This window comes from Polaribacter vadi (genome assembly GCF_018861005.1).
GTDB classification, from domain to species: domain Bacteria; phylum Bacteroidota; class Bacteroidia; order Flavobacteriales; family Flavobacteriaceae; genus Polaribacter; species Polaribacter vadi_A.
Genome location: NZ_JAHKQL010000031.1, coordinates 330,611 through 352,974, shown reverse-complemented (window position 1 = coordinate 352,974; position 22,364 = coordinate 330,611). Strand labels below are relative to the sequence as shown.

General features: G+C 28.5%; 22 protein-coding genes. 11 read left to right on the top strand and 11 right to left on the bottom strand.

Annotated elements, in window-relative coordinates; all coding sequences use genetic code 11:
- Positions 1 to 387: 387 nt before the first annotated feature.
- The 3 genes from KO506_RS14515 to fumC all read right to left on the bottom strand — a co-directional run bounded on the left by KO506_RS14515 (position 388) and on the right by fumC (position 3,536).
- The gene (locus KO506_RS14515) at positions 388 to 1,422 is read right to left on the bottom strand and encodes a TlpA disulfide reductase family protein (RefSeq protein ID WP_215995637.1); all 1,035 of its coding nucleotides are present in this window, start codon (positions 1,420 to 1,422) and stop codon (positions 388 to 390) included.
- A 150-nt stretch (positions 1,423 to 1,572) separates the two neighbouring features.
- The gene (locus KO506_RS14510) at positions 1,573 to 2,046 is read right to left on the bottom strand and encodes a nucleoside deaminase (protein WP_215995695.1); all 474 of its coding nucleotides are present in this window, start codon (positions 2,044 to 2,046) and stop codon (positions 1,573 to 1,575) included.
- Positions 2,047 to 2,135: 89 nt separating this feature from the next.
- On the bottom strand, positions 2,136 to 3,536 hold the full coding sequence (fumC, locus tag KO506_RS14505) for a class II fumarate hydratase (RefSeq protein WP_215995636.1): 1,401 nt from the start codon (positions 3,534 to 3,536) through the stop codon (positions 2,136 to 2,138).
- A gap of 156 nt (positions 3,537 to 3,692) precedes the next feature.
- On the opposite strand from fumC, the gene KO506_RS14500 reads away from it, so the two are divergent.
- Positions 3,693 to 3,866, top strand: a complete 174-nt coding sequence (locus KO506_RS14500) for a hypothetical protein (protein ID WP_169835736.1) — start codon at positions 3,693 to 3,695, stop codon at positions 3,864 to 3,866.
- A 195-nt stretch (positions 3,867 to 4,061) separates the two neighbouring features.
- On the opposite strand, the gene KO506_RS14495 is transcribed toward KO506_RS14500, so the two are convergent.
- The 3 genes from KO506_RS14495 to prfB form a co-directional block, all read right to left on the bottom strand.
- A complete protein-coding gene (locus tag KO506_RS14495) occupies positions 4,062 to 6,524 on the bottom strand; it encodes an outer membrane beta-barrel family protein (protein WP_215995635.1) in 2,463 nt (820 codons plus the stop codon).
- A 97-nt stretch (positions 6,525 to 6,621) separates the two neighbouring features.
- Positions 6,622 to 6,963: an arsenate reductase (glutaredoxin) gene (gene arsC, locus KO506_RS14490; protein ID WP_215995634.1), complete on the bottom strand. Its 342-nt coding sequence runs from the start codon at positions 6,961 to 6,963 to the stop codon at positions 6,622 to 6,624.
- Positions 6,964 to 7,039: 76 nt separating this feature from the next.
- Positions 7,040 to 8,131, bottom strand: coding sequence for a peptide chain release factor 2 (prfB, locus tag KO506_RS14485; RefSeq protein ID WP_215995633.1), 1,092 nt, complete (start codon positions 8,129 to 8,131; stop codon positions 7,040 to 7,042).
- 172 nt (positions 8,132 to 8,303) lie between these two features.
- Here prfB and KO506_RS14480 point away from each other — a divergent pair, with 172 nt between their 5' ends.
- The 3 genes from KO506_RS14480 to KO506_RS14470 all read left to right on the top strand — a co-directional run bounded on the left by KO506_RS14480 (position 8,304) and on the right by KO506_RS14470 (position 12,531).
- Positions 8,304 to 10,727 (top strand): zinc-dependent metalloprotease, encoded by a 2,424-nt coding sequence (locus KO506_RS14480; protein ID WP_215995632.1) that lies wholly within the window; start codon positions 8,304 to 8,306, stop codon positions 10,725 to 10,727.
- Positions 10,728 to 10,833: 106 nt separating this feature from the next.
- Positions 10,834 to 11,367 carry an AAA family ATPase gene (locus tag KO506_RS14475; RefSeq protein WP_215995631.1) on the top strand — a complete coding sequence of 178 codons (534 nt, stop codon included), beginning with the start codon at positions 10,834 to 10,836 and terminating at the stop codon, positions 11,365 to 11,367.
- A 144-nt stretch (positions 11,368 to 11,511) separates the two neighbouring features.
- A complete protein-coding gene (locus tag KO506_RS14470; protein WP_215995630.1) occupies positions 11,512 to 12,531 on the top strand; it encodes a threonine aldolase family protein in 1,020 nt (339 codons plus the stop codon).
- Here KO506_RS14470 and KO506_RS14465 read toward each other — a convergent pair.
- Genes KO506_RS14465 through KO506_RS14455 form a run of 3 tightly spaced genes read right to left on the bottom strand, consistent with a single transcriptional unit; the run spans position 12,528 to position 14,164 of the window.
- On the bottom strand, positions 12,528 to 13,013 hold the full coding sequence (locus KO506_RS14465) for a hypothetical protein (protein WP_215995629.1): 486 nt from the start codon (positions 13,011 to 13,013) through the stop codon (positions 12,528 to 12,530). The genes KO506_RS14470 and KO506_RS14465 overlap by 4 nt on opposite strands.
- Before the next feature lie 8 nt (positions 13,014 to 13,021).
- Positions 13,022 to 13,666 (bottom strand): hypothetical protein, encoded by a 645-nt coding sequence (locus KO506_RS14460; RefSeq protein WP_215995628.1) that lies wholly within the window; start codon positions 13,664 to 13,666, stop codon positions 13,022 to 13,024.
- A gap of 3 nt (positions 13,667 to 13,669) precedes the next feature.
- Positions 13,670 to 14,164 (bottom strand): RNA polymerase sigma factor, encoded by a 495-nt coding sequence (locus KO506_RS14455; RefSeq protein ID WP_215995627.1) that lies wholly within the window; start codon positions 14,162 to 14,164, stop codon positions 13,670 to 13,672.
- A gap of 117 nt (positions 14,165 to 14,281) precedes the next feature.
- Here KO506_RS14455 and KO506_RS14450 point away from each other — a divergent pair, with 117 nt between their 5' ends.
- The 6 genes from KO506_RS14450 (at position 14,282) to KO506_RS14425 (ending at position 19,830) form a co-directional block, all read left to right on the top strand.
- Positions 14,282 to 15,175, top strand: coding sequence for a MerR family transcriptional regulator (locus KO506_RS14450; RefSeq protein ID WP_252726870.1), 894 nt, complete (start codon positions 14,282 to 14,284; stop codon positions 15,173 to 15,175).
- Between the two features lie 62 nt (positions 15,176 to 15,237).
- Entirely contained in the window at positions 15,238 to 16,704 is a 1,467-nt protein-coding gene (locus KO506_RS14445) for a phytoene desaturase family protein (protein ID WP_215995625.1), read from the top strand.
- Between the two features lies 1 nt (position 16,705).
- The gene (locus tag KO506_RS14440) at positions 16,706 to 17,548 is read left to right on the top strand and encodes a phytoene/squalene synthase family protein (protein WP_215995624.1); all 843 of its coding nucleotides are present in this window, start codon (positions 16,706 to 16,708) and stop codon (positions 17,546 to 17,548) included.
- A gap of 2 nt (positions 17,549 to 17,550) precedes the next feature.
- A complete protein-coding gene (locus tag KO506_RS14435) occupies positions 17,551 to 17,997 on the top strand; it encodes a sterol desaturase family protein (protein WP_252726869.1) in 447 nt (148 codons plus the stop codon).
- On the top strand, positions 17,997 to 18,677 hold the full coding sequence (locus KO506_RS14430; protein WP_303436910.1) for a lycopene cyclase domain-containing protein: 681 nt from the start codon (positions 17,997 to 17,999) through the stop codon (positions 18,675 to 18,677). Before KO506_RS14435 ends, KO506_RS14430 begins: the two co-directional genes overlap by 1 nt.
- A gap of 436 nt (positions 18,678 to 19,113) precedes the next feature.
- Positions 19,114 to 19,830, top strand: a complete 717-nt coding sequence (locus tag KO506_RS14425; RefSeq protein WP_215995623.1) for a 3-ketoacyl-ACP reductase — start codon at positions 19,114 to 19,116, stop codon at positions 19,828 to 19,830.
- A 128-nt stretch (positions 19,831 to 19,958) separates the two neighbouring features.
- Here the strand turns inward: KO506_RS14425 and KO506_RS14420 are convergent, their stop codons facing one another.
- Together KO506_RS14420 and KO506_RS14415 are read right to left on the bottom strand one after the other, a co-directional pair.
- Positions 19,959 to 20,687: an esterase family protein gene (locus tag KO506_RS14420; RefSeq protein ID WP_215995622.1), complete on the bottom strand. Its 729-nt coding sequence runs from the start codon at positions 20,685 to 20,687 to the stop codon at positions 19,959 to 19,961.
- Between the two features lie 33 nt (positions 20,688 to 20,720).
- Entirely contained in the window at positions 20,721 to 21,338 is a 618-nt protein-coding gene (locus tag KO506_RS14415) for a GDSL-type esterase/lipase family protein (RefSeq protein ID WP_215995621.1), read from the bottom strand.
- A 233-nt stretch (positions 21,339 to 21,571) separates the two neighbouring features.
- Between KO506_RS14415 and KO506_RS14410 the strand changes: the two genes are divergently transcribed.
- Entirely contained in the window at positions 21,572 to 22,363 is a 792-nt protein-coding gene (locus KO506_RS14410) for a metallophosphoesterase family protein (RefSeq protein WP_215995620.1), read from the top strand.
- Position 22,364: the final 1 nt, after the last annotated feature.

Sequence of the window (22,364 nt, the reverse complement as noted above, 5' to 3'; positions counted from 1 at the left end):
ATTTCGCTTTTTTTATGATTTATTATCTAATCTTAACTCATTTATCATTCAACTAAAGAAAATTACTTTTCAGCTATGATTGTAAATTTTAATCAAAAGAAAAGAAGAACTTTGTTGTAAGAATACTTAGAATTATTACAAATTAATTCATTAACCCTTAAATCTTTAATTATGTATAAGAGCACTTTACAACAAATCTTTCTTTTCTTAATATCATCTGCATTAATCTATAAAACAGGTAAGTATATGGTTAAATTAAATGATATTACTTCCTTTTTAGATTTTGGTGTAATTGCTGTATTCTTTTTTTCGTTTATCCTATTTATGAATTACTTTGTAAGATTATCAAACAAAATTTTTAGAGGATTTAGCTTTTAAACTAAATTTCTAAATACCTAAAGAAGTAAATAATGATTTTAAATTTGGGTCTGAAGGTCTTGGTGCATTAGCATCAACAATATTACCTTGTGGATCTATTAAGATAAATCTTGGAATACCGTTAATTTGATAATCTTGTTGAAAAGCATAATCTTGTCCTGACCATAATTGAACTCCAGACATATTTCTCTTTTTAACAAAATCGCGCCATTTTTTTTCTGCAGCTTCCCAAGAACCACCACTTCTTCTAGATTCATCAGTAGAAATACTTACAAAAACAATATTTTTATTGTGATATTCTTTTTCTAAAGCTTGTAAATAAGGAATTTGTTGAATACAAGGGCCACACCAAGTTGCCCAAACATCTATATAAACATATTTGCCTTTAAAAGAACTTAAAGATTTAGTACCGCCCTTTATATCAACATAATTTTCGAATTTTGGAGATGGTTTTCCTTTACCCATTAATTGATTTTGTGCGTAAGCATTATCAAAATAAGTAACAATTTGTTGATTTTGTTGCTTCATAGAAGTGTATAAAGTACTATCAATATTATTATAAGATTCTAAAATACTATCAAAATCAGCTTTTATTTTATCTACTTTTTTCCTGTATGCTTTTTGTTCTAATTCTAAAATTAACTGCGGATTTCCCATTTTTTGACTTCTTTCTATCTGAGCCAAAATAAAGTTACTGTTAGATGCGCCTTCTCCAGAAAATTTTAGACTTTCTAAAAAAGTATTAGCATCCGTATTTAAAGAAATATTATATCCGTTTTTTAAATAAATAGGAGCTCTGTTATTAGAATTGGTAAGTAAAGTATAAATTTCTCCTTTATTGTCTTTTAGTTTTAATGTATCTTTAAAACTACCATCTTTATTAATTTTTATTTCTTTGATAATTCCTTCTCTGTCTGCTATAGAAATAATAGAGTCTTTACTGTTTTCTAATGTTCCAGATATTGTTAGATACTCTTTTGGTTGTTCCTGGCTACAAGCCACCATCATTAATAAACCAAAAAGTATTGTGCTAATTTTTTTCATTTTATAAATTCAAATTTGATGCAAATATAAAACAATAACGAGCATAAGGTTGTTAAAATAATTGATGTATTTCGTTAATATATTTAAGTTTAATGCTTAAATTTTTATTCAAAAAAAAATCCTGAATGTATCAATCAGGTTTTTCAGAATTTAATATTCAATTTTATCTTGTTTTTCGCTCCATTTTTGAAATGGTTCTAAAGCAATTTCTCTACTGACTTGCTCAAATTTGATACTTCTTTTTTCGTAAGGTAATGCTATTTCTTTGTAAATAAATTCATCATCAAAACCAATATTTGCAGCATCTTGTTGATTACTTCCATAATAAACTTTATCTGGTCTTGCCCAATAAATTGCACCTAAACACATAGGACAAGGTTCGCAAGATGTATAAATAATACAACCATCTAACTGAAAAGAACCTACTTTTTTACAAGCATCTCTAATTGCAGTAACTTCTGCGTGTGCAGTTGGGTCGTTTGTAGAGGTTACTTTATTGTTTCCACGCCCAATAATTTCTCCGTCTTTTACTACTATACATCCAAAAGGGCCACCTTCGTTATTGTTCATTCCTTTTAAAGCTGCTTTTACAGCTTCACTCATAAATTCTTCGTGATTATTCATCTTCATTTTCTATTATTATGATTAATTATTTAAGCCAAAAAAAAGCTGCATTATAATGCAGCTTTTAATATTTGGTAAAATTAATATTTTTATTTTAAACTACCAGTCATAGCAGCAGGATTAACCCACTCATCATATTGCTCTGGAGTTACATAACCCAAACGTACAGCTTCTTCTTTTAAAGTTGTTCCATTTGCGTGAGCTGTGTTTGCAATTTCTGCAGCTTTATAGTATCCTATTTTAGTATTTAATGCTGTAACCAACATTAAAGAATTGTTTACTAATTCTGTAATTCTTGAGTGATTTGGTTCTATACCAGCAGCACAATTTACATCAAAAGAAACACAAGCATCACCAATTAATTGAGCAGATTGTAAAACATTTGCAGCCATCATAGGTTTAAAAACGTTTAATTCATAATGTCCTTGAGTACCACCAACAGTAACAGCAACATCATTACCCATAACTTGTGCACAAACCATTGTCATAGCTTCACACTGAGTTGGGTTTACTTTACCTGGCATAATAGAAGAACCTGGCTCGTTTGCAGGTATAATAATTTCTCCAATTCCAGATCTTGGACCAGAAGCCATTAAACGAATATCATTTGCAATTTTATTTAAAGAAACAGCAACTTGTTTTAAGGCTCCATGTGTTTCTACTAAAGCGTCGTGTGCAGCTAAAGCTTCGAATTTATTTTCTGCAGTTACAAAAGGTAATTCTGTAAATTCTGCAATATATTTTGCTACTAAAACATCATAACCAGCAGGTGTATTTAAGCCTGTTCCAACAGCTGTACCTCCTAAAGCTAATTGTGATAAATGTTCTAATGTATTTTTTAATGCTTTTAAACCAAAGTTTAATTGCGCTACATAACCAGAAAATTCTTGACCTAATGTAAGAGGAGTAGCATCCATTAAATGAGTTCTACCAATTTTTACAACATCATTAAAAGCTTCTGATTTTGCTTTTAAAGTATCTCTAAGTTGCGTAATTCCAGGAATTGTATTTTCTACAATTTTTTTATAAGCAGCAATGTGCATACCTGTTGGAAAAGTATCATTAGATGATTGCGATTTATTTACATCATCATTTGGTTGAATAGTTTTTTCGCCTTCACCAATAACTTTACCAGCAATTTCATGAGCTCTGTTTGCAATAACTTCGTTCACATTCATGTTAGATTGTGTACCAGAACCTGTTTGCCAAATTACTAACGGAAATTGATCATTGTGTTTACCTTCTAAAATTTCATCACAAACTTTTGCGATTAAATCTCTTTTTTCTGCAGCTAAAACACCTAATTCTGTGTTTGTATATGCAGCCGCTTTTTTAAGATAAGCAAAACCATAAACAACCTCTAAAGGCATTGAGGCAGCAGGACCAATTTTAAAGTTATTTCTAGAACGTTCGGTTTGTGCTCCCCAATATTTATCTGCAGGAACATTTACTTTACCCATTGTGTCTTTTTCTACTCTGTATTTTGTCATTTTTAGTGTAATTTATGATACAACAAATTTACAAAAAACTATTAGCACAGAATGTTGATAAATGTCATTTTTAGATTGTAAAAAAAAATATTTTTTTGATATGAATTTTTAAAAAATAATCTTATTTTTGAACAATTAAAATTTCAAAGTATACAGATGTTAGATTTTTCAGAATTTTCAGGATTAGTTTTATTTATGTTCATTTTTACAGCTGGTTTTTGGTTGTTAATCTTTTTATTGACATTTGTAGTACCTTACTGGATTGGAGGAACAATTTGGGAGAATATGAAGTTAAAAAGAGAAGCTAAAAAAGCTGCTGAAGGTAAGTAGTTTTGTAATTAAAATATATAATTAGAATGCTCGCAATTTGCGAGCATTTTTTTTGTTCTAAATTTAAATTGGAAAAAATATTAGTATCTTTTTGTAAAATAAAGATTTTAACACTCTTAATTATTTATTAAAAAAAAACAGAGCTTACTTTTTATTTGTAAACTCTGTTTTAAATTTTATGTTGATGAAAATGGTTTATCCTTCAAATTCTTCACCACCCATTTCTTCTTTATAATTATTTCTTTCGTTTTTCTTTTTCTGATTGAACCTATAAACGAAACTTACACGTATTTGACGTTCTCTCCATTGAAACTCACTGTATTGTTCAAAAACATCAGGAACTGTTGTTGTACTTTGTCTTCTACGTCCATTAAAAGCATCACTTATGTTTAAGCTTACAGATGCTTTTTCGTTCCATAAATCTTTACTTGCAGCAATATCCATGGTAAAAATTCCATTGCTTGTAGATTGTGCATCTTGTGTTGCTCCTCTATAATTAGAATTAATCTGTAAATCAGTTTTACCAGGTAAAGTTATTTTTTGATTTAATCTGATAAAAAATGCTGTGTTTTCAAAATCGAAATTTTGAGTAATATTTGTATTTGGGTTTAAATAATCTCCTTCTGTAGAAACATTGTATAAATTAAAATCACTATTAATATTCCAAATTTTGAATGGTCTGTAATTTAAAGTAAACTCAAAACCAATTCTTTCTTCTAAAGATAAGTTTATAGGAAACCTTCTAATAACAGGGTCTCCATTATCAGTAAAATCACCAGTATTTTCTTGAATTGTTTCCCAATTGTCATTACTTCTGTTATAATAGATAGAAGTACTTAAGGTAAATTTTTCCCATCTTTTTAAATAACCTAAATCAATAGCATCTGTAATTACAGGGTTTAAATCTACGTTACCACTATAAATATTACTCTCACTAGATCTACTTGGAAAAGGGTTTAAGCTTCTACCTCTAGGTCTTCTAATTCTTCTATTGTAACCTAAAGTCATATTATCACCATCTTCGAATTCTAAACCAATATTAAAAGTTGGGAAAAGGTTGTCATAACTCTTTTTACTACTGCTGTTATCTGTTTCTTGTTCAATTTCTACGGATGTATTTTCGTAACGTAAACCAGCTAATAAAGAAATTTTATTAAATTTTTGTCCGTATTGAAAATAAGCTGCATTTACAAATTCTTTATAACCAAATGAATTGTTTAAACCAGTATCTGCTACTAATGGACCATCAGGAAAAACTTGTCTTTCAGCTAAATAAAATTTATTATAAATATCTCTGTAATTACCTCTATAACCAGCTTCGTACTGAATAGTTTCTCCTACAGGATGTACATAATCTGCTTGTAAAAGAAAACGATCTTCATCTTGATCTTCAATTACTTGTTCTAAATCGTTTAATAAGTTAGTTTGAGTATCTATTTCTGTAATATTATTTAAAATATCTTCAGTTTCTGTAGAGTATTGTGTGTTGATAGAAAGTTTTTTTCCATTACCATCAAAATTATTTACATAATCTAAAGTGTACTGAATTCTAGTTTCATCTTCAGCTTCGTTTTCAGTTCTAAAAGTAGCTTCATTTATTCCTCCATTAGCATCATATCTGTTAATTTCATTTGAGTTTACATCATCATCATTACCAGAATTATAAATAATGTTACCAATAATACTTGAGTTTTGACTTAAATAGTATTCAGCACCAAAACTTGTAAAAACAGATCTACCTAATCTATCAAAATTTCTTTGTTCAGCAACTCTTGCATTTGGTGCACTATCTAAAAAGTAATCAGTATCACTTAATGCATTACCTGGTGTTTCATTATATCTGAAACCTGTATTTGTAAATAAGTTCCATTTTTCTGTTCTCCAGTTTGCGTTAAAAGCAGTACCCACTCTTGCAGGGTATCCTAAATCTAACTGTAAAGAACCATTAAACCCTGTTAATTTATTTTTTCTTAAAATAATATTTAAGATTCCTGCTGTACCTTCTGCATCATATCTTGCAGATGGAGATGTAATAACTTCTACTTTTTCTATGGCCTCTGCAGGTATTTGTCTTAAAGCATCTGCACCATTTAAACCAACTAAAGCACTTGGTCTACCATCAATCAAAATAGTAACATTCTCATTACCTCTTAAACTTACAGCACCTTCAACATCAACTTGAACAGAAGGTACATTGCCTAAAACATCACTTGCATTTCCTCCACGAATTGATAAATCTTTACCAATATTAAATACTTTTTTATCTAAACGAATGTCTACAGTTGTTTTTTCTGCAATAATTACTACTTCATCTAAAGAACTTAAATCTTCAGAAAGTTTAATAGTACCTAAATTTAGGTTTTTGATAATTTCTTGTGCAGGGTAATTTTTAGATTTAAAGGAAATATATTCTATACTAATTACGTAAGTTCCTTTTGGTGTTTTAATATTAAAATTACCATCAAGATCTGTAATTCCTCCAGAAACTTTATTGGTTTTCGTGTTTTTTATAACAATTGTGGCATATTCTAAAGGTTGATTAGAGTTGTTGTCAATAACTTTACCAGAAATAGAAATTTCATTTGAAGTTGAACCTTTTTGTGCGAATAAAATTGCTGATGATAATAAAAAGCTAAATAAAATAATTTTTTTAATCAAGACTTGTTGGTTTTTAGTTTTAGACTGCAAAGTTCTATTTAAGTTTAGTTTATATTAGTTAAAAAAAAGTTAAACAAGTTTTTGAAAAAGTTAAGCTTTATAGAACAGTGGTTATAGCTTCTGTTGGTCTACCAATTACAGCCTTGTTTTTATTGATAACTATTGGGCGTTCAATTAACTTCGGATTTTCTATCATAGCTTTTATAATTGCTACATCTGATAAATCTTTGCCTTTATAATTTTCTTTCCAGATTTTCTCGGTTTTACGAACCAATTGAATAGGAGAGATCCCTAATAAATTGATGATTTCTGTTAACTCAGCTTCACTTGGTACAGTTTCTAAATATTTAATAATCTCGAATTCTTTACCTGAGTTTTCTAATAATTGTAATCCTTCTCTAGATTTTCTACATCTTGGATTGTGGTATATTTTTATCATGTTTTTTTAGTTTTTAAAGTTGAAACTGATCAACTTCGTTTGAATTGAAATTTATTTTCAGTTTAAATACTGAATACTATTTTTTCTGTCCATTCAACATTAAGAATGCTTTTAAAAAGGAATTGATATTGCCATCCATAACTGCATCTACATTACCAGTTTCGTGAGCAGTTCTTACATCTTTCACTAACTTATATGGATGCATTACATAATTTCTAATTTGGCTTCCCCATTCATTTTTCATTTTATTCGCTTCAATATCATCTCTGGCAGCTTGTTGTTTTTGCAATTCAATTTCATACAATTGAGATTTTAACATCTGCATAGCTGTTGCTCTATTGTCGTGTTGCGAACGTGAATTAGAACAAGAAATCTGAATCCCTGATGGTTTATGCGTCAACTGAACTTTAGTTTCTACTTTATTTACATTCTGACCTCCAGCACCACTAGATCTTGCAGTTGTAATTTCTATATCTGCTGGATTTATATCAATTTCAATAGAATCATCAGCAACAGGATATACATATACAGAAGCAAAAGAAGTATGACGTTTTGCATTAGAATCAAAAGGAGAAATACGCACTAATCTGTGTACTCCATTTTCGCCTTTTAGCCAACCAAAAGCATAATCGCCAGTAACTTCTACAGTAACTGTTTTTATTCCTGCAGCATCTCCTGCTTGGTAATTGAGTGTTTTTAATTTAAAACCTTGTTTTTCAGACCACATTGTGTACATTCTAAATAACATTTCTGCCCAATCACAAGATTCTGTTCCACCTGCACCAGCCGTAATTTGTATTACAGCAGATAAAGAATCTCCTTCTTCAGAAAGCATATTTTTAAATTCAATATCTTCTAGAAAAGTACTTACTTTTTCAAATTGTTCAATTACTTCGCTTTCATCAACTTCATCTTCTTTGTAAAATTCATATAAGACATTTACATCTTCATTTAAAGAAATGGCTTTATTGTAATCTTCTACCCATTTCTTTTTAAAACGTAATTCTTTCATAACAACTTCTGCAGCTTTTGGGTCGTTCCAGAAATCAGGATTTGCTGTTTTTTCTTCTTCATTGGCTATTTCTATGAGTTTTTTATCAATCTCTAAATAAGATTTTAATTTCTCAATTCTTGTAGCTATATCTTTAAGTTGGTCTTGTGTAATCATAAATTTTGTTTTGCTACGTAATTTCATCAATAAAAATAATGAGAAAAAAAGTAGCTAATTTTTATACAGTGTAGATTGTATAAATTCGAAAAACAAAAATAAATGAAATTTTAAGATTTTAGGTTTTTATAGCTAATACTTATTTTATAGTTTTATAAAAATTAATTTTACAATGAAAAAAACACTACTTCTTTTACTATTCTTATCGCTTTATTTTAACGGATTTTCGCAATTTTTTACAGAGAAATCTGGTAAAAACCTTAAAAAAGGAATCACAAAATACGATGGCTATTTTACTTTTTATTATGATGAAAATCAGGATAAAGTTTATTTGCAAATTGACAAATTAAACCAAGAATTTCTTTATGTACGTTCGCTTTCTGAAGGTTTGGGTTCTAATGATATTGGTTTAGATAGAGGTCAATTAGGAGGTGGAGTAGTAGTTCACTTTAAAAAAGCTGGGAATAAGATTTTAATGGTGCAACCTAATTTAGATTACAGAGCCATTACTGATAATGAAGAAGAAAAAAACTCAGTAAGAGAAGCTTTCGCAAAATCAGTTTTACACGGATTTGTAGTTAAAGAAACTAAAAATGATACGTATTTAGTAGATGCAACATCATTTTTTATGAGAGATGCACATGGAGTTGCTGCAAGATTGGCAAGAAGTAAAGAAGGGAATTACAGTTTAGACAAAAGTAGAAGTGCTTTTAATTTAAAAAGAACAAAAGCATTTCCTAAAAATATTGAGTTCGATGTTTTGCTAACATTCAAAGGAACTCCAAAAGGAAGAAATATTAGAAGTGTTGTGCCAGATGCAAGTGCAGTTACTGTAAATCAACATCATTCTTTTGTAGAATTGCCAGACAATAAATACAAACCAAGAAAATACGATCCGCGTTCTGGTTCATGGCAAATGAGTTATTTAGATTATTCTACACCCGTAAATGAATCGATTACAAAGCGTTTTATTTACAGACATCGTTTAGAAAAAAAGAATCCAGAAGCTGCAATTTCAGAAGCTGTAGAACCAATTATTTATTATTTAGATAGAGGTACTCCAGAACCTGTAAGATCTGCTTTATTAGATGGAGGTCGTTGGTGGAATCAAGCTTTTGAAGCTGCAGGTTATAAAGATGCTTTTCAGTTTAAAATGTTGCCAGAAGGCGCAGATATGTTAGATGTACGTTATAATGTTGTACAATGGGTGCACAGATCTACAAGAGGTTGGAGTTATGGTTCTAATATTTCTGATCCAAGAACTGGAGAAATTATTAAAGGACATGTAAGTTTGGGAAGTTTACGAATTCGTCAAGATTATTTAATTGCGCAAGCCTTACAAGCACCTTTTAAAAATAATATTGCTGATGATGATTTTGCAATGCAAATGGCAATTGCTAGAATAAGACAATTATCGGCTCACGAAATTGGGCACACTTTAGGCTTTAGTCACAACTTTGCAGCAAGTACAAATGGTAGAACTTCTGTGATGGATTATCCACATCCTAAGTTTACTCAAAAAAACGGAAAAATAGATTTTTCTGATGCTTATGATGCTAAAATTGGTGCTTGGGATAAAGTTACTGTTACCTATTCTTATCAAGACTTTACAAAAGGAACCAATGAAAGTGAGGCGTTAGATAAAATTTTAGTTGATGCTTATGCAAGTGGTTTAAAATATTTATCAGATTCTGATGCTAGACCTCAAGGAAGTGCAAGTGCAACAGCTCATTTATGGGATAATGGAGGTAATATTTACGACGAATTAAACAATCTTTTAAAGGTTAGAAAAACAGCAATTTCAAAATTTTCTACGGATAATATAAAATCGGGTCAGCCTTATTCTGTTTTAGAAGATGTGTTTGTGCCTTTGTACTTCTTACATCGTTTTCAAACAGAAGCAACTACCAAGTTAATTGGAGGTTTAGATTATAGTTATGCTGTTAAAGGTGGTAACCAAACTGTTGTAAAAAGAGTTTCTGGAGATGTAGAAAGAAAAGCTTTAGACGCAATTTTAAAAACAATTTCTGTGGATGAAATTGCAATTCCTAAAGAAAAATTAGATTTATTTCCACCAAGAGCAATAGGTTATTACAGATCTAGAGAATCTTTTAAAAGCAAGTTAGGTGTTGCTTTTGATGCTTTTTCTGCAGTAGAAACTGCTTCTGAAATGACATTGGATTTACTTTTAAATCCGCAAAGAATGTCTCGTTTAATTGCACATAAAAGTTTGGATAAAAATCAATTGGGATTAGATGAATTAATAGATGAATTAATTGATGCATCTATCAAAAACACACATAAAGATACTTATCATCAAGAATTGCAAAACGTAATAAATATTAAAGTTTTAGAGCAATTGTTTTATTTAGGTACTTATAAAAATCAGTACAATCAAGTAAATGCCATTGTTTTATACAAGTTGGATGAAATAAAGTCAATTATAAAAAGTGAAAATGCTTCAGGAATTCAGAAAATTTATGATGCTGCATTATTAAAAATGATAGACGGTTATCTAAAAAATCCTACTTCGTTTAAAAAAATAGCGGCTCCAAAAATTCCTGATGGTTCGCCTATTGGTAGTGATATGCATTAAAAACAGCTTTTTTAAAACATACGAAACACAAAGATTTACAAGGTTTTGCTTATAGAAAAAACAGTTAATTTTTGTGTTTTATTTTTGTTGATTTACAAAACCTACAATGCACAGAAAAATAATTATTACTGGCACAACTTGTACAGGAAAAACTACTTTGGGTAAAAAATTGTCTAAAGAATTTTTAATTCCACAGATAGATTTAGACGACCTTCATTTTTTACCAAATTGGGTAGAGAAAGAAAATGATGTTTTTGTAAATGATGTAAATTTTAAGCTTGCTAAACATCAAGAATGGATTGTTACTGGCAGTTACCAAACGCTTTTAAAAGACTCAGTTTGGCAAAAAGCCACGTTAATTGTTTGGTTAGATTATCCTTTACACTTAATTTTAAGACGTTATTTTATAAGAACTTACAAAAGAGTTTTTCTAAAAGAAAAATGTTGTGGCGAAAACTATGAAACATTAAGCAGAACCTTTTCTAAAGAAAGTTTATTTCTTTGGATTTTTAAAACCTATTGGCACAGAAAAAGAAGAATGCATCAGTGGCAAACTACACTTTTTGCGCATAAAAAATGGTTGATTTTAAAATCTCCAAGAGATATATATCAGCTAAAATATCTTTTATCAAATAAGTGAATTTTTACTCCACAGTAATTTTACTTGTACCATAAATCGGAATTCCTGTTTTGGTAATTTTTGATGCTTAGCAAATGTAGAATCAAAATAAATATTTTAAAAAAAAATAACGCATAATTACATTTTATTCTATAGTTTAGAACAATGTTTATAGACTTAATTTCAGATACAGTAACTAAGCCAACATCAGAGATGTTAGCTGCAATGATGAATGCAAAAGTAGGTGATGATGTTTTTAAAATGGACCCTACAGTAAATGCTTTAGAACAAAAAGCTGCAAAAATGTTTGGTATGGAAGATGCTCTTTTTTTTCCTTCAGGAACAATGGCAAACCAAACAGCTATAAAATTGCACACTCAACCAGGAGATTTAATTATTGCTGATAAATATGCACATATTTATAATTATGAGAGTGGAGGAGCAGCATTTAATTCTGGAGTAACTTGTAAGTTAATAGATGGTAAAAGAGGTATGTTTACAGCAGATCAAATTGAAGAAATTGCAGCTGTAAAACCACAAATTTATTTACCTTTTACTAAAATGATTTGTGTAGAAAATACCACAAATAAAGGTGGTGGAGCTTGTTGGGATTTTTCTGAATTAGAAAAAATTAAGCAAGTGGCACAAAAAAACAACTTGGCTTATCATCTAGATGGTGCAAGATTGTTTAATGCAATGGTTGCCAAAAACGAAACTCCAAAACAGTATGGAGGACTTTTTGATACGATTTCTATTTGTTTGTCAAAAGGTTTAGGAGCACCAATTGGTTCTTTGTTGTTAGGTTCAAAAAAAGACATCGCTTACGCTTTAAGACTTCGAAAATTGTTAGGTGGAGGAATGAGACAAGTTGGTTTTTTAGCTGCAGCAGGTATTTATGCTTTAGATAATAATGTAGAAAGGTTGGCAGAAGATCATAAAAAAGCTAAAGAAATTGCGGCTGTTTTAGAAACCTGTAGTTACATTACTAAAATAGAACCTGTAGAAACTAATATTCTTATTTTTTATGTAGATGATAAAATAGGTGCAGATGATTTTATTGATAAAATGGCAGCAAAGAATATTTTGTTAACACCTATGGGCGAAGGAAAAATTAGAATTGTTACACATTTGGATTATACAGATGATATGCACGAAATTTTATTAAAAGAACTAAAAGCTTTTTAAAAATAGAAACGAACTACTGGCGATATTGGTGATGCAAAAATACTTTTATTTTCATCATACAAAACATCATAACGAATTCCTAAAGCAAATCTTCCTTGGTTATATGCAATACCAAAATGTAAGGCTGGGAAATTTGTATTTACAGAATTACCGTTAAAAGTAGATTGGTTTGCAAAATAGTAATCAAAATCTGTAGAAAACTGAAATCCAAAATTGGTTTGATACAAACCAATAATGCTAGTACTGTATACGTTTGTAGTAAAATCATTAATTTCACTGTATAGATAACCAAGTCCTGCACCTAAAGCAAAACCGTTATCAAAATTATAGATTGCACTTGGTGAAATACCAATAGTTGTTTGGTTACCAAAACTAGCTGTAAAACCACCACCAAATTGCACATTGTCCCAAAAGTCAGATTTTTGTTGTGCAGCAAAAGATATAGATAAACCTAAAAATAATAATAAGAATAACTTTTTCATAATACAATTTAATTTAACGCATCTAATCTAGCTAATTCTTTATAATTTTTGTTCAATTTTCGCAAAAGAATTCCGTAAACTAATTTGTAAAATAACCAAAGAAGTACTAAAATAATAATCAATGCAATAACTTGACTAACAATGGTTATAGTTATAATTTGACTCATATCTATAGCTAAATTATTAGGATTCATTGTTTGCATTAATTTTTCTGAGTCAGAAAATAATACAACATTTAAAACAATACTTACTAAAAAAACAGTTGCTAAGTTGTAAAAAACATAGTATTTAACTGTTTTTCTAATTCGTAGAATATTTTTCATTAATTTTCTTGTACTATCAGTTAAAGAAACTCTTTGATGATTGTTGTAGAATAAATATAAAAATATAGTAATAATAATATAATGTAAAACTGTAAATATCTTCAGGAAACCTGTTAAATTTAGTTCTTCATATACTTTATAAAAACTATCTGGAACCACAAAACTTAAAGCTCCCCAGAATAAAAATTCTAAAATACCAATAATAAAAATCCATTTTACAATAGAAGATGATTTTGAATGTGCTAATTTGTAAATCTCTTTTGTAGAGTGTTTACTTTGTTCTTCTGGTTGATTTACCCAGGCTTTTTTATAATTTTCTAATACATCCATAAACTATGGGTTTAGTATATTTTTTAATTTTTCTTTAGCTCTGTTCATCTTTACTCTTGCATTTACAGAGGTAATTCCTAATGTTTCTGATATTTCTTTATAAGGTTTATCTTCTAAGTATAAAAAAATAAGTGCTTTATCAATATCATTTAATCTATGTATGGCTTTATACAAAGCACCTAGTTGTTTTTCTTCTGTATCATCATAATCTGTAGCTTTAATTTTATATGCAAAATCGCTAATATCTTGTGTCTTTACTGTTCTGGTTGATTTTCTATACAAAGAAATAGCGGTGTTTAAAGCCACTCTATACATCCAAGTACTAAATTTTGCATCTCCTCTAAACTTCGGATAGTTTTTCCAAAGTTGAATTGTTATTTCTTGAAACAAGTCATTATGGGCATCTCTATTTGTAGTATATACTCTACAAATTTTATGTGCTATATTTTGGTTTGTTTCAAAGTCCGATAAAAATTTAATCTCTAAATCTTTCTGCACTTGTAGTTAGTTGGTTTATTTATTAGTACCAAAATAGCACAAAATGTTACATTATTTTTAAATAAATTTTAATTTAAAATAAAATTCATAAATTTGTTGAATAAAAAGCAGATTAAATTGAACAATATAAAGCAAGATTTTACAATTAAAGACCTTGAAAATATTTCTGGTATAAAAGCACATACCATAAGAATTTGGGAAAAGCGTTACAGTTTATTAGAGCCAAAAAGAACAAATACCAATATTCGTTTTTATTCTCCAGAAAACTTAACAAAGCTTTTAAACATAGTTTTGTTAAACAACAATAATTTTAAAATTTCTAAGATTGCTGCAATGTCTGATGATGACATAACCACTAAATCTAGAGAATTAGCTTTTAATATTGCCATTAATGATGAAGCTATCAATTCTTTAAAGGTTTCTATGTTTCAGTTTGATAAAATTCTCTTTAATAATACCTACAACAAGCTGTTACATAAAAAAACGTTTAGAGAAATCTTTAAAGATATTTTTATCCCTTTTTTAGATCATATTGGTTTATTGTGGCAAACAGAAACACTTTTACCAGCACATGAGCACTTTATCTCTAATTTAATTGCTCAAAAAATACAGACAAATACAGAAAAATTACAATACAGTATTAGTAATACCAATAAAACGTATGTTTTATTTCTACCAGAAAATGAAATTCACGAGTTAGGTTTACTTTATTTAAATTACGAGTTAGTTCTTAGAGGGCATCATACTATTTATTTAGGACAAAGTTTACCACTAAATAATTTGAACTATTTTTTAGAAAGTGATCGTGAAATTTGCTTTATTTCATCATTTACTATTCAACCTTATGATGATAAAATAGAAGGGTATTTTAATCAAATAGAGAGGGTTATGGAAAATACTAATAACCAGTTTATTGCTGTAGGTAGAAAGGTAGAAAAAGTAAAACATTTAGAATTAATTGATAATATTAAATTGCATAATTCTATATCAGATTTGTTAAAGGTCTTATAATTTCTGCTTCTTTTGTAATTATTGTTTAATAAATAACTATATTTGTTCAACAAATTTTTTAAATGAGTAAAAGTGTTCACATTATTGGTTCAGGTTTTTCAGCACTTGCTGCATCCTGTTATTTAGCTAAACAAGGTTACAAAGTACAAGTTTTAGAAAAAAACGAAACTTTAGGAGGTAGAGCAAGACAATATAAAAAAGACGGTTTTACTTTTGACTTGGGCCCATCTTGGTATTGGATGCCAGATGTATTTGAACGATTTTTTGCAGACTTTGGTAAAAAAACATCAGACTATTACACTTTAGATAAACTAAGTCCTGGTTATGAAGTTTATTTTGGTAAAAACGATTCTATAACAATTTCAGATCGTTTAGAAGAAATATATGATTTATTCGAAAAAGAAGAAAAAGGAAGTAGTAAACATTTAAAAAGTTTTTTAGATTCTGCCAAAGCAAATTATGATACTGCAATAAAAGATTTAGTTTATAAACCAGGAGTTTCGCCTTTAGAGCTAGTAAATACAACTACAATTGCTAGAGTAACTCAGTTTTTTTCTACGATCAGAAAACAAGTAAGAAAGAATATCAAAAATAAAAAGTTAATTCAAATTTTAGAATTCCCAGTTTTATTTTTAGGCGCAAAACCAAGTAATACTCCAGCATTTTACAATTTTATGAATTATGCTGATTTTGGTTTAGGAACTTGGCATCCAAGAGGAGGAATGTACAAAGTTATAGAAGGAATGGTAACCTTAGCAAGAAGTTTAGGTGTACATTTTGAAGTAAATGCCAATGTAGAAAAGATTTTGGTTGATGATCAAAAAAAGGTAAAAGGTTTATTAGTTAACGGAAAACAGATTGATACAAACTTGGTGTTAAGTGGCGCAGACTACCATCATACAGAAACATTATTAGATAGTAATTTTAAGCAATACTCAGAATCTTATTGGTCTAAAAAAACATTTGCGCCATCATCATTGCTTTTTTATGTAGGTTTTGATAAGAAAATAGAAAGAGCAAGCCATCATACATTATTTTTTGATTCTGATTTTGACGCTCATGCAGAAGAGATTTACGATAATCCTAAATGGCCAACAAATCCTTTATTTTATGCTAATTTTACTTCTATGACAGATACTACATCTGCTCCAGAAGGCAAAGAAGCTGGCTTTTTCTTAATACCTTTAGCCCCAGGAATAGAAGATACAGAAGAATTAAGAGAAAAATATTTTCATAAAATATTAGATAGATTTGAACAATTAACAAACCAAGAGATTAAAAAATACGTATTATTTAGTAGATCCTTTTGTGTAAAAGATTTCGAGAAAGAATACAATTCATATAAAGGTAATGCTTATGGTATGGCAAATACATTATTACAAACTGCATTTTTAAGACCAAAAATTAAAAGTAGTAAAGTAAAAAATTTGTATTTTACAGGACAGTTAACTGTGCCAGGTCCAGGAGTGCCTCCTGCATTAATATCAGGAAAAATAGCAACAGATTTAATCATTAAAAATCAAAAGTAGAATGAAAGAATTATTTGACAACGTTTCTAACAAGTGCAGCAAAATTGTTACCAAAAGTTATAGTACTTCATTTTCATTAGCGGTAAATATGTTATCACCCAAAATTAGGGTAGATATTTATAATATTTATGGTTTTGTACGTTTTGCTGATGAAATTGTAGATACCTTCCATAATTACAATAAAGAAGAATTAATGACGCATTTTGAGCGTGATTATTATATGGCAAAAAAACAAGGTATTAGTTTAAACCCTATTTTAAATTCTTTTCAGCAAACTGTTAAACGTTATAATATTCCTGATGAAATGGTGCAAGCTTTCTTAAAAAGTATGAAAGCAGATCTGCATAAAACACAATATCAAACCAAAGCTGAATACGATGAGTATATTTATGGTTCTGCAGATGTTGTTGGTTTAATGTGCTTAAAAGTTTTTGTTGATGGTAATGAAGAACAGTATGAACAATTAAAAGATGCAGCAATGCGTTTGGGTTCTGCTTTTCAAAAAGTAAATTTCTTAAGAGATTTAAAAGATGATTATGAAGTTTTAAATCGTTCTTATTTTCCTAATGTAGATTTAGGACAATTAAATGCAATTTCTAAGCAAATTATTATTGATGAAATTGAGGCTGATTTTGATTATGCCTTTACAAACGGAATTTTAAAATTACCAGTAGAAGCTAAATTCGGAGTTTATATGGCTTTTAGATATTATAGAAGGTTGCTAAAGAAATTAAAAGCAGTACCTTCAGAAAAAATTATGGATACAAGAATTCGTATTTCAGACCCAATGAAAATAAATTTGTTGGCTAGAAGTTATGTAAAATATAAATTGAATATTATTTAAAAATGTTTTTTTTAATCACTTTAGGAGTTTTTTTATTGATGGAAGGCATAACCTGGTGTACACACAAATATGTGATGCATGGTTTTGGATGGTTTCTCCACGAAGATCATCATGAACCTGGTTATCCTCACGTATTCGAAAAAAACGATGCTTTTTTTATTGTATTTGCAATACCAAGTATGGCATTATTTTATTTTGGTACGTATACAACTCATACGTATTTATTTTTTATTGGTTTAGGAATTTTGTTTTACGGAATTGCTTATTTTTTGGTACATGATGTTTTAATTCATCAACGATTTAAATGGTTTAAAAAAACCAATAGTCGTTATTTAAAAGGATTAAGAAAAGCACATAAAATTCATCATAAAAATATGGGAAAAGAAGACAGCCAATGTTTTGGAATGTTGTTTGTACCATTTAAATATTTTAAAAAACCTAAAGCTTAGTGTTTTTATACCTGCTTTTAAATCTTGGGTCTTTTAGTATCCCTTTTGCATATTCTTTCGAAAAAAATATGCGATTCATAAAACATTGGAAAGCAGTTTTCTTATCATTAACCATAGTAGCAACCATTTTTCTAATTTGGGATGCTATTTTTACTGCAAATGGAGTTTGGGGTTTTAATCCTGATTATCATATTAATTTATTACTTTTTGGAATGCCAATAGAAGAGTGGCTTTTCTTTTTTTGCATTCCTTATGCAAGTGTTTTTATTCATTATTCATTAGCTTATTTTAAACCAGATTTATTAATATCAGAAAAAATTACAAAAGGAATTACACTTTTTTTTATATTGATATTAATTCCGGTAATATTTATGAATACAGACAAAGCCTACACATTTGTAAATTATGCATTTTTAGAATTTGTTTTGCTGATGGGTTTTTTCTTCGGATTAAAATATTTACAGAGATTTTATATCGCTTTCTTAATAATTTTAGTTCCTTTTTTTATTGTAAACGGAATTCTAACAGGTACAGGCTTAGAAGAGCCTGTAGTTTGGTATAACAATGCAGAAAATTTAGGTATTCGACTTTTAACCATACCAATAGAAGATATTGGTTATGCTTTTACTATGCTTTTTGGTAATGTTTTTCTGATAGAAAAGTTTAAGAAAAAATCTTAAAATAGAAATCTCTTTCAAGTTGAACTTGTACAGCAATTTAATCAATAGAATTTTTATAATTCAAACCTACAAATTGAATTATAGTAATGTTTACTCACAAAATTAATGATGAAAATTTCTTAATTGTCAGTACTTTTTAATTAAAGTAAACAAAAAATAGCTAGTTATAAATATGTTAATGAGTTTGTAAAATATTTTATATTCCTTAAATATTAATTCCTAAAATTGTAGATTTAGAAAGAGGTTTATATGATAGTTCAGAAGACCATTATAAGGAGTAACACATTATTTTACGTTAATTTTTAAAGATGAAAATCCGAATGAAGTATATCTTTTTTATAAGGCGAATCAAAAAAAAATGTAAAAAAATAGGTTCAATTATTTTAGATGTTTTAGTTTTGGATAATTGGACAAAATAAAATTAAAATAAAAAGATATGAGTACTTTAAAAAGTAAAAAAGCAATAATTACTGGAGGTAGTAGAGGTTTAGGAAAAGCAACTGCTATTGCCTTTGCAAAAGAAGGTATTGATGTAGCAATTACTGGTAGAACAGAAAGTGTTTTAAAAGAAACTGTGACAGAATTAGAAACTTATGGAGTCAAAGCAACTTACGCAGTTTTTGATGTTGGTAATTATGAAGAAGTAAAAACTAATATTAAAAAGGTTATTGATACTTTAGGAGGTGTAGATATTTTGGTAAACAATGCAGGTATTGCAGCAATAGGTTCTTTTATGGATATGGAAGTTGACGTTTGGAGCAAAATTATACAAACCAATGTTATGGGTATGTACTATGTTACCAAAGAAGTTTTACCACATTTAATTGAAAAAAACGAAGGTGATATTATTAATGTTTCATCTACAGCAGGGTTAAATGGTAATGCAAATATTTCTGCTTATAGTGCATCTAAATTTGCAGTAATTGGTTTATCAGAATCTTTAATGAAAGAAGTACGTAAACATAATATTAGAGTAAATACATTAACACCAAGTACAATAGAATCTGATTTAACAATCGATTTAGGAATGTTAGAAAAAGGTTCTGACCATGTTTTACAACCTGTTGATTTTGCAGAATTAATTTTAGCAGGTTTAAAATTACCAAGAAGAGCAATGTTAAAAGGTGCTTCTTTATGGTCTACCAATCCTTAAAATTTAGATGATGCTACAAACTTTGTAACCAATCATAAAATCTATCTGGCCATGTTGCTAGTCTTCCTTTACCAATTGTAAAAGAATAGCCATGGCCTACTGATGGATAAATATATACTTTATTTTTTCTAAAGGTAAATTTTAACCATTTCTCTCCAATATCTGGCTTTGTGAGCTTCTTCTTCCCATTCAAATAATTGATGAGAAATTCCTTTTTCATTTAAAATATTAGACAAAGTATAGTTACTTTCTAAAAACGAATCTTCTTTACCAATAGGTAAAATTATATCCATTTTATTTAATTGTTCAATTAAATTTGAATCATCGAGATTTTTTAAATATTGATTTGGCATATTAAAATACACAAAATCATTATGAAAACCGCTTAATAAATCTCTAAAGTATCCTTTAGATTGTGTTAAATCATAACGTCCACTCATACCCACAACTTTGCAAAATAAATGCGGATGACGCATGGCAACATTAACTGCATGATAAGCGCCTAAACTACAACCAGCAGAAATTATATTAGGATTGTTGTTTATTAAATTGGCAAGAGGTAAAACTTCTTCTAACACATATTTTTCATATTGTATGTGTCTGTAAATTCTGTAACCAGGATGAGAAAAACTATTGTAAAAAGATTCTAAATCTACGCTATCTACACAGAATATTTGTAGATCTCCATTATTAATTTTATCTTCTAAAGATTTAATAACTCTCCAGTTTTCGTAATCATAAAAACGACCCATTCTAGGTGGAAAAAAAAGTACTTTAGCACCAGAATCACCAAAAACAAGTAATTCCATTTCTTTTTCTAGATTTGGACTAAACCACTTATGATATTCTCTTTTCATGAAGAAATTTTTGTAGTAAAGATAGTACCTAATCTATATTTCTTCAAGAATTTTTACAGGAAATATTTCTGAGTTTGCTTTTAAAGCATTTACTATCAATTCGTAACCTAAAGCATTAAAATGTAAACCATCTGCTTCGAAAAAGATACTATCTGGGTTTCCATTTTGGTCTAAGAATTTATCATAAATATCTATAAAGTATAAATTATCATCTTTAGTTGTTAAGTTTTTAATAATTGTGTTTGTATAACGAATACTATTTAACAAATGAAAACGAGCAATACTAGGCTTTATTGAAATAACAGAGCATTTAATATTACCATATTTAGTTCTAATTTTAGTTATTAAATTTTCTAAATATAGATAAACTTCTTCTGGGTGTCTACCATCACCTAAATCATTATCACCTGCATAAATCACAATTGAATCTATATCGTCTAAATCTTTAAAAACACGATCAAAATACCAAGTACAAGCAGCTAAAGTAGAACCCCCAAAACCTAAATTTATAGGACTGTAATCTTTAAAAATTGTTGTTAAATCATTCCATAAAGTAAATGTTGAACTACCATAAAAAATCATTTTTGGTTTATACTCTAACTTATCTATCTCATTTCCTAAACGTTCAACATCATCATGGTACCAAAACATTTTATGTAGTATTTTTTAAAAATTAGTTTGCAAATATAAAATTTTAAAATTAAAGTGTATTCATTTAATGAAATATCCATATAGATTATACTTTTGCGCCTGTTTTAATTCTATCGTAAATAGATATAATGTTAAATTTATTACTCATTTCAAAAATATGTAAGGTTATATTTTTATTACGTCTATTAGTCCTTTAGGAGAAATTTATTATAAAATATTAAATTAATTATTTAATGAAATTTATTAGAAATCTATTATTTATTGCAATAGCATTTACACTAACTACTTGCGATAATTTTTTTGAGTATAGTGTTTATGTTGCCAGTGTTAAATCAGAACAAAAGAATACAACAGCTAAAAATTTAGCACTTCTTAAAGATATTACGATTAGTTCTCAAGACTTTAAGTTTGCCTTTGTTACAGATGTACATTATTCTTATAATAATTTAAGAACTGTTATTGAGGATATTAACAAAAATGACGATATTTTATTTGTTGTTTTTGGAGGTGATATTGCAGATCAGGCTTTGTTAAAAGAGTTTGAGATTTTTTATGATATTATGAAAAACTTAAACAAACCTTATTTTACTGTAATAGGGAATCATGATTACAATTCAAACGGAAGTATTATTTATAATGATATGTTTGGTGATTTCAATTATTCTTTTGTGTTTAATAATAACAAATTTGTGCTTTTTGATGATATTATTTGGGAAAGTGGTAAAGACCCAGATTTTGATTGGTTAGCAGATAATTTGAGTGATAATTTAAATTATAATCAAGTTTTTTCGTTTGCGCATATACCAACTTATGTAAGTAGAGATTTAACCCCAGAAATGATAGAAACTTATCAAAGTTTAATGGAAGACAATAATGTTTCTCTTTCATTACATGGTCACACACACAGTTATTTTTATGAAGAAGGAGATGTAGATTATTTAATTGTACCATCATTAAAAGATCCAGTTTATGCAACAGTTCAAATTAAGGATAAAGATTTTAATGTAGAACTTATAGAATTATAAT

Excerpts from the sequence above, each read along its gene's own strand:
- KO506_RS14420 (WP_215995622.1), bottom strand. The coding sequence starts at position 20,687 with ATGAAAAGAGAATATCATAAGTGGTTTAGTCCAAATCTAGAAAAAGAA.
- KO506_RS14425 (WP_215995623.1), top strand. The coding sequence starts at position 19,114 with ATGAGTACTTTAAAAAGTAAAAAAGCAATAATTACTGGAGGTAGTAGA.
- fumC (WP_215995636.1), bottom strand. The coding sequence starts at position 3,536 with ATGACAAAATACAGAGTAGAAAAAGACACAATGGGTAAAGTAAATGTT.
- KO506_RS14475 (WP_215995631.1), top strand. The coding sequence starts at position 10,834 with ATGCACAGAAAAATAATTATTACTGGCACAACTTGTACAGGAAAAACT.
- KO506_RS14465 (WP_215995629.1), bottom strand. The coding sequence starts at position 13,013 with ATGAAAAAGTTATTCTTATTATTATTTTTAGGTTTATCTATATCTTTT.
- KO506_RS14445 (WP_215995625.1), top strand. The coding sequence starts at position 15,238 with ATGAGTAAAAGTGTTCACATTATTGGTTCAGGTTTTTCAGCACTTGCT.
- KO506_RS14460 (WP_215995628.1), bottom strand. The coding sequence starts at position 13,666 with ATGGATGTATTAGAAAATTATAAAAAAGCCTGGGTAAATCAACCAGAA.
- KO506_RS14515 (WP_215995637.1), bottom strand. The coding sequence starts at position 1,422 with ATGAAAAAAATTAGCACAATACTTTTTGGTTTATTAATGATGGTGGCT.
- KO506_RS14440 (WP_215995624.1), top strand. The coding sequence starts at position 16,706 with ATGAAAGAATTATTTGACAACGTTTCTAACAAGTGCAGCAAAATTGTT.
- KO506_RS14510 (WP_215995695.1), bottom strand. The coding sequence starts at position 2,046 with ATGAATAATCACGAAGAATTTATGAGTGAAGCTGTAAAAGCAGCTTTA.
- KO506_RS14410 (WP_215995620.1), top strand. The coding sequence starts at position 21,572 with ATGAAATTTATTAGAAATCTATTATTTATTGCAATAGCATTTACACTA.
- prfB (WP_215995633.1), bottom strand. The coding sequence starts at position 8,131 with ATGATTACACAAGACCAACTTAAAGATATAGCTACAAGAATTGAGAAA.
- KO506_RS14435 (WP_252726869.1), top strand. The coding sequence starts at position 17,551 with ATGTTTTTTTTAATCACTTTAGGAGTTTTTTTATTGATGGAAGGCATA.
- arsC (WP_215995634.1), bottom strand. The coding sequence starts at position 6,963 with ATGATAAAAATATACCACAATCCAAGATGTAGAAAATCTAGAGAAGGA.
- KO506_RS14480 (WP_215995632.1), top strand. The coding sequence starts at position 8,304 with ATGAAAAAAACACTACTTCTTTTACTATTCTTATCGCTTTATTTTAAC.
- KO506_RS14500 (WP_169835736.1), top strand. The coding sequence starts at position 3,693 with ATGTTAGATTTTTCAGAATTTTCAGGATTAGTTTTATTTATGTTCATT.
- KO506_RS14470 (WP_215995630.1), top strand. The coding sequence starts at position 11,512 with ATGTTTATAGACTTAATTTCAGATACAGTAACTAAGCCAACATCAGAG.
- KO506_RS14415 (WP_215995621.1), bottom strand. The coding sequence starts at position 21,338 with ATGTTTTGGTACCATGATGATGTTGAACGTTTAGGAAATGAGATAGAT.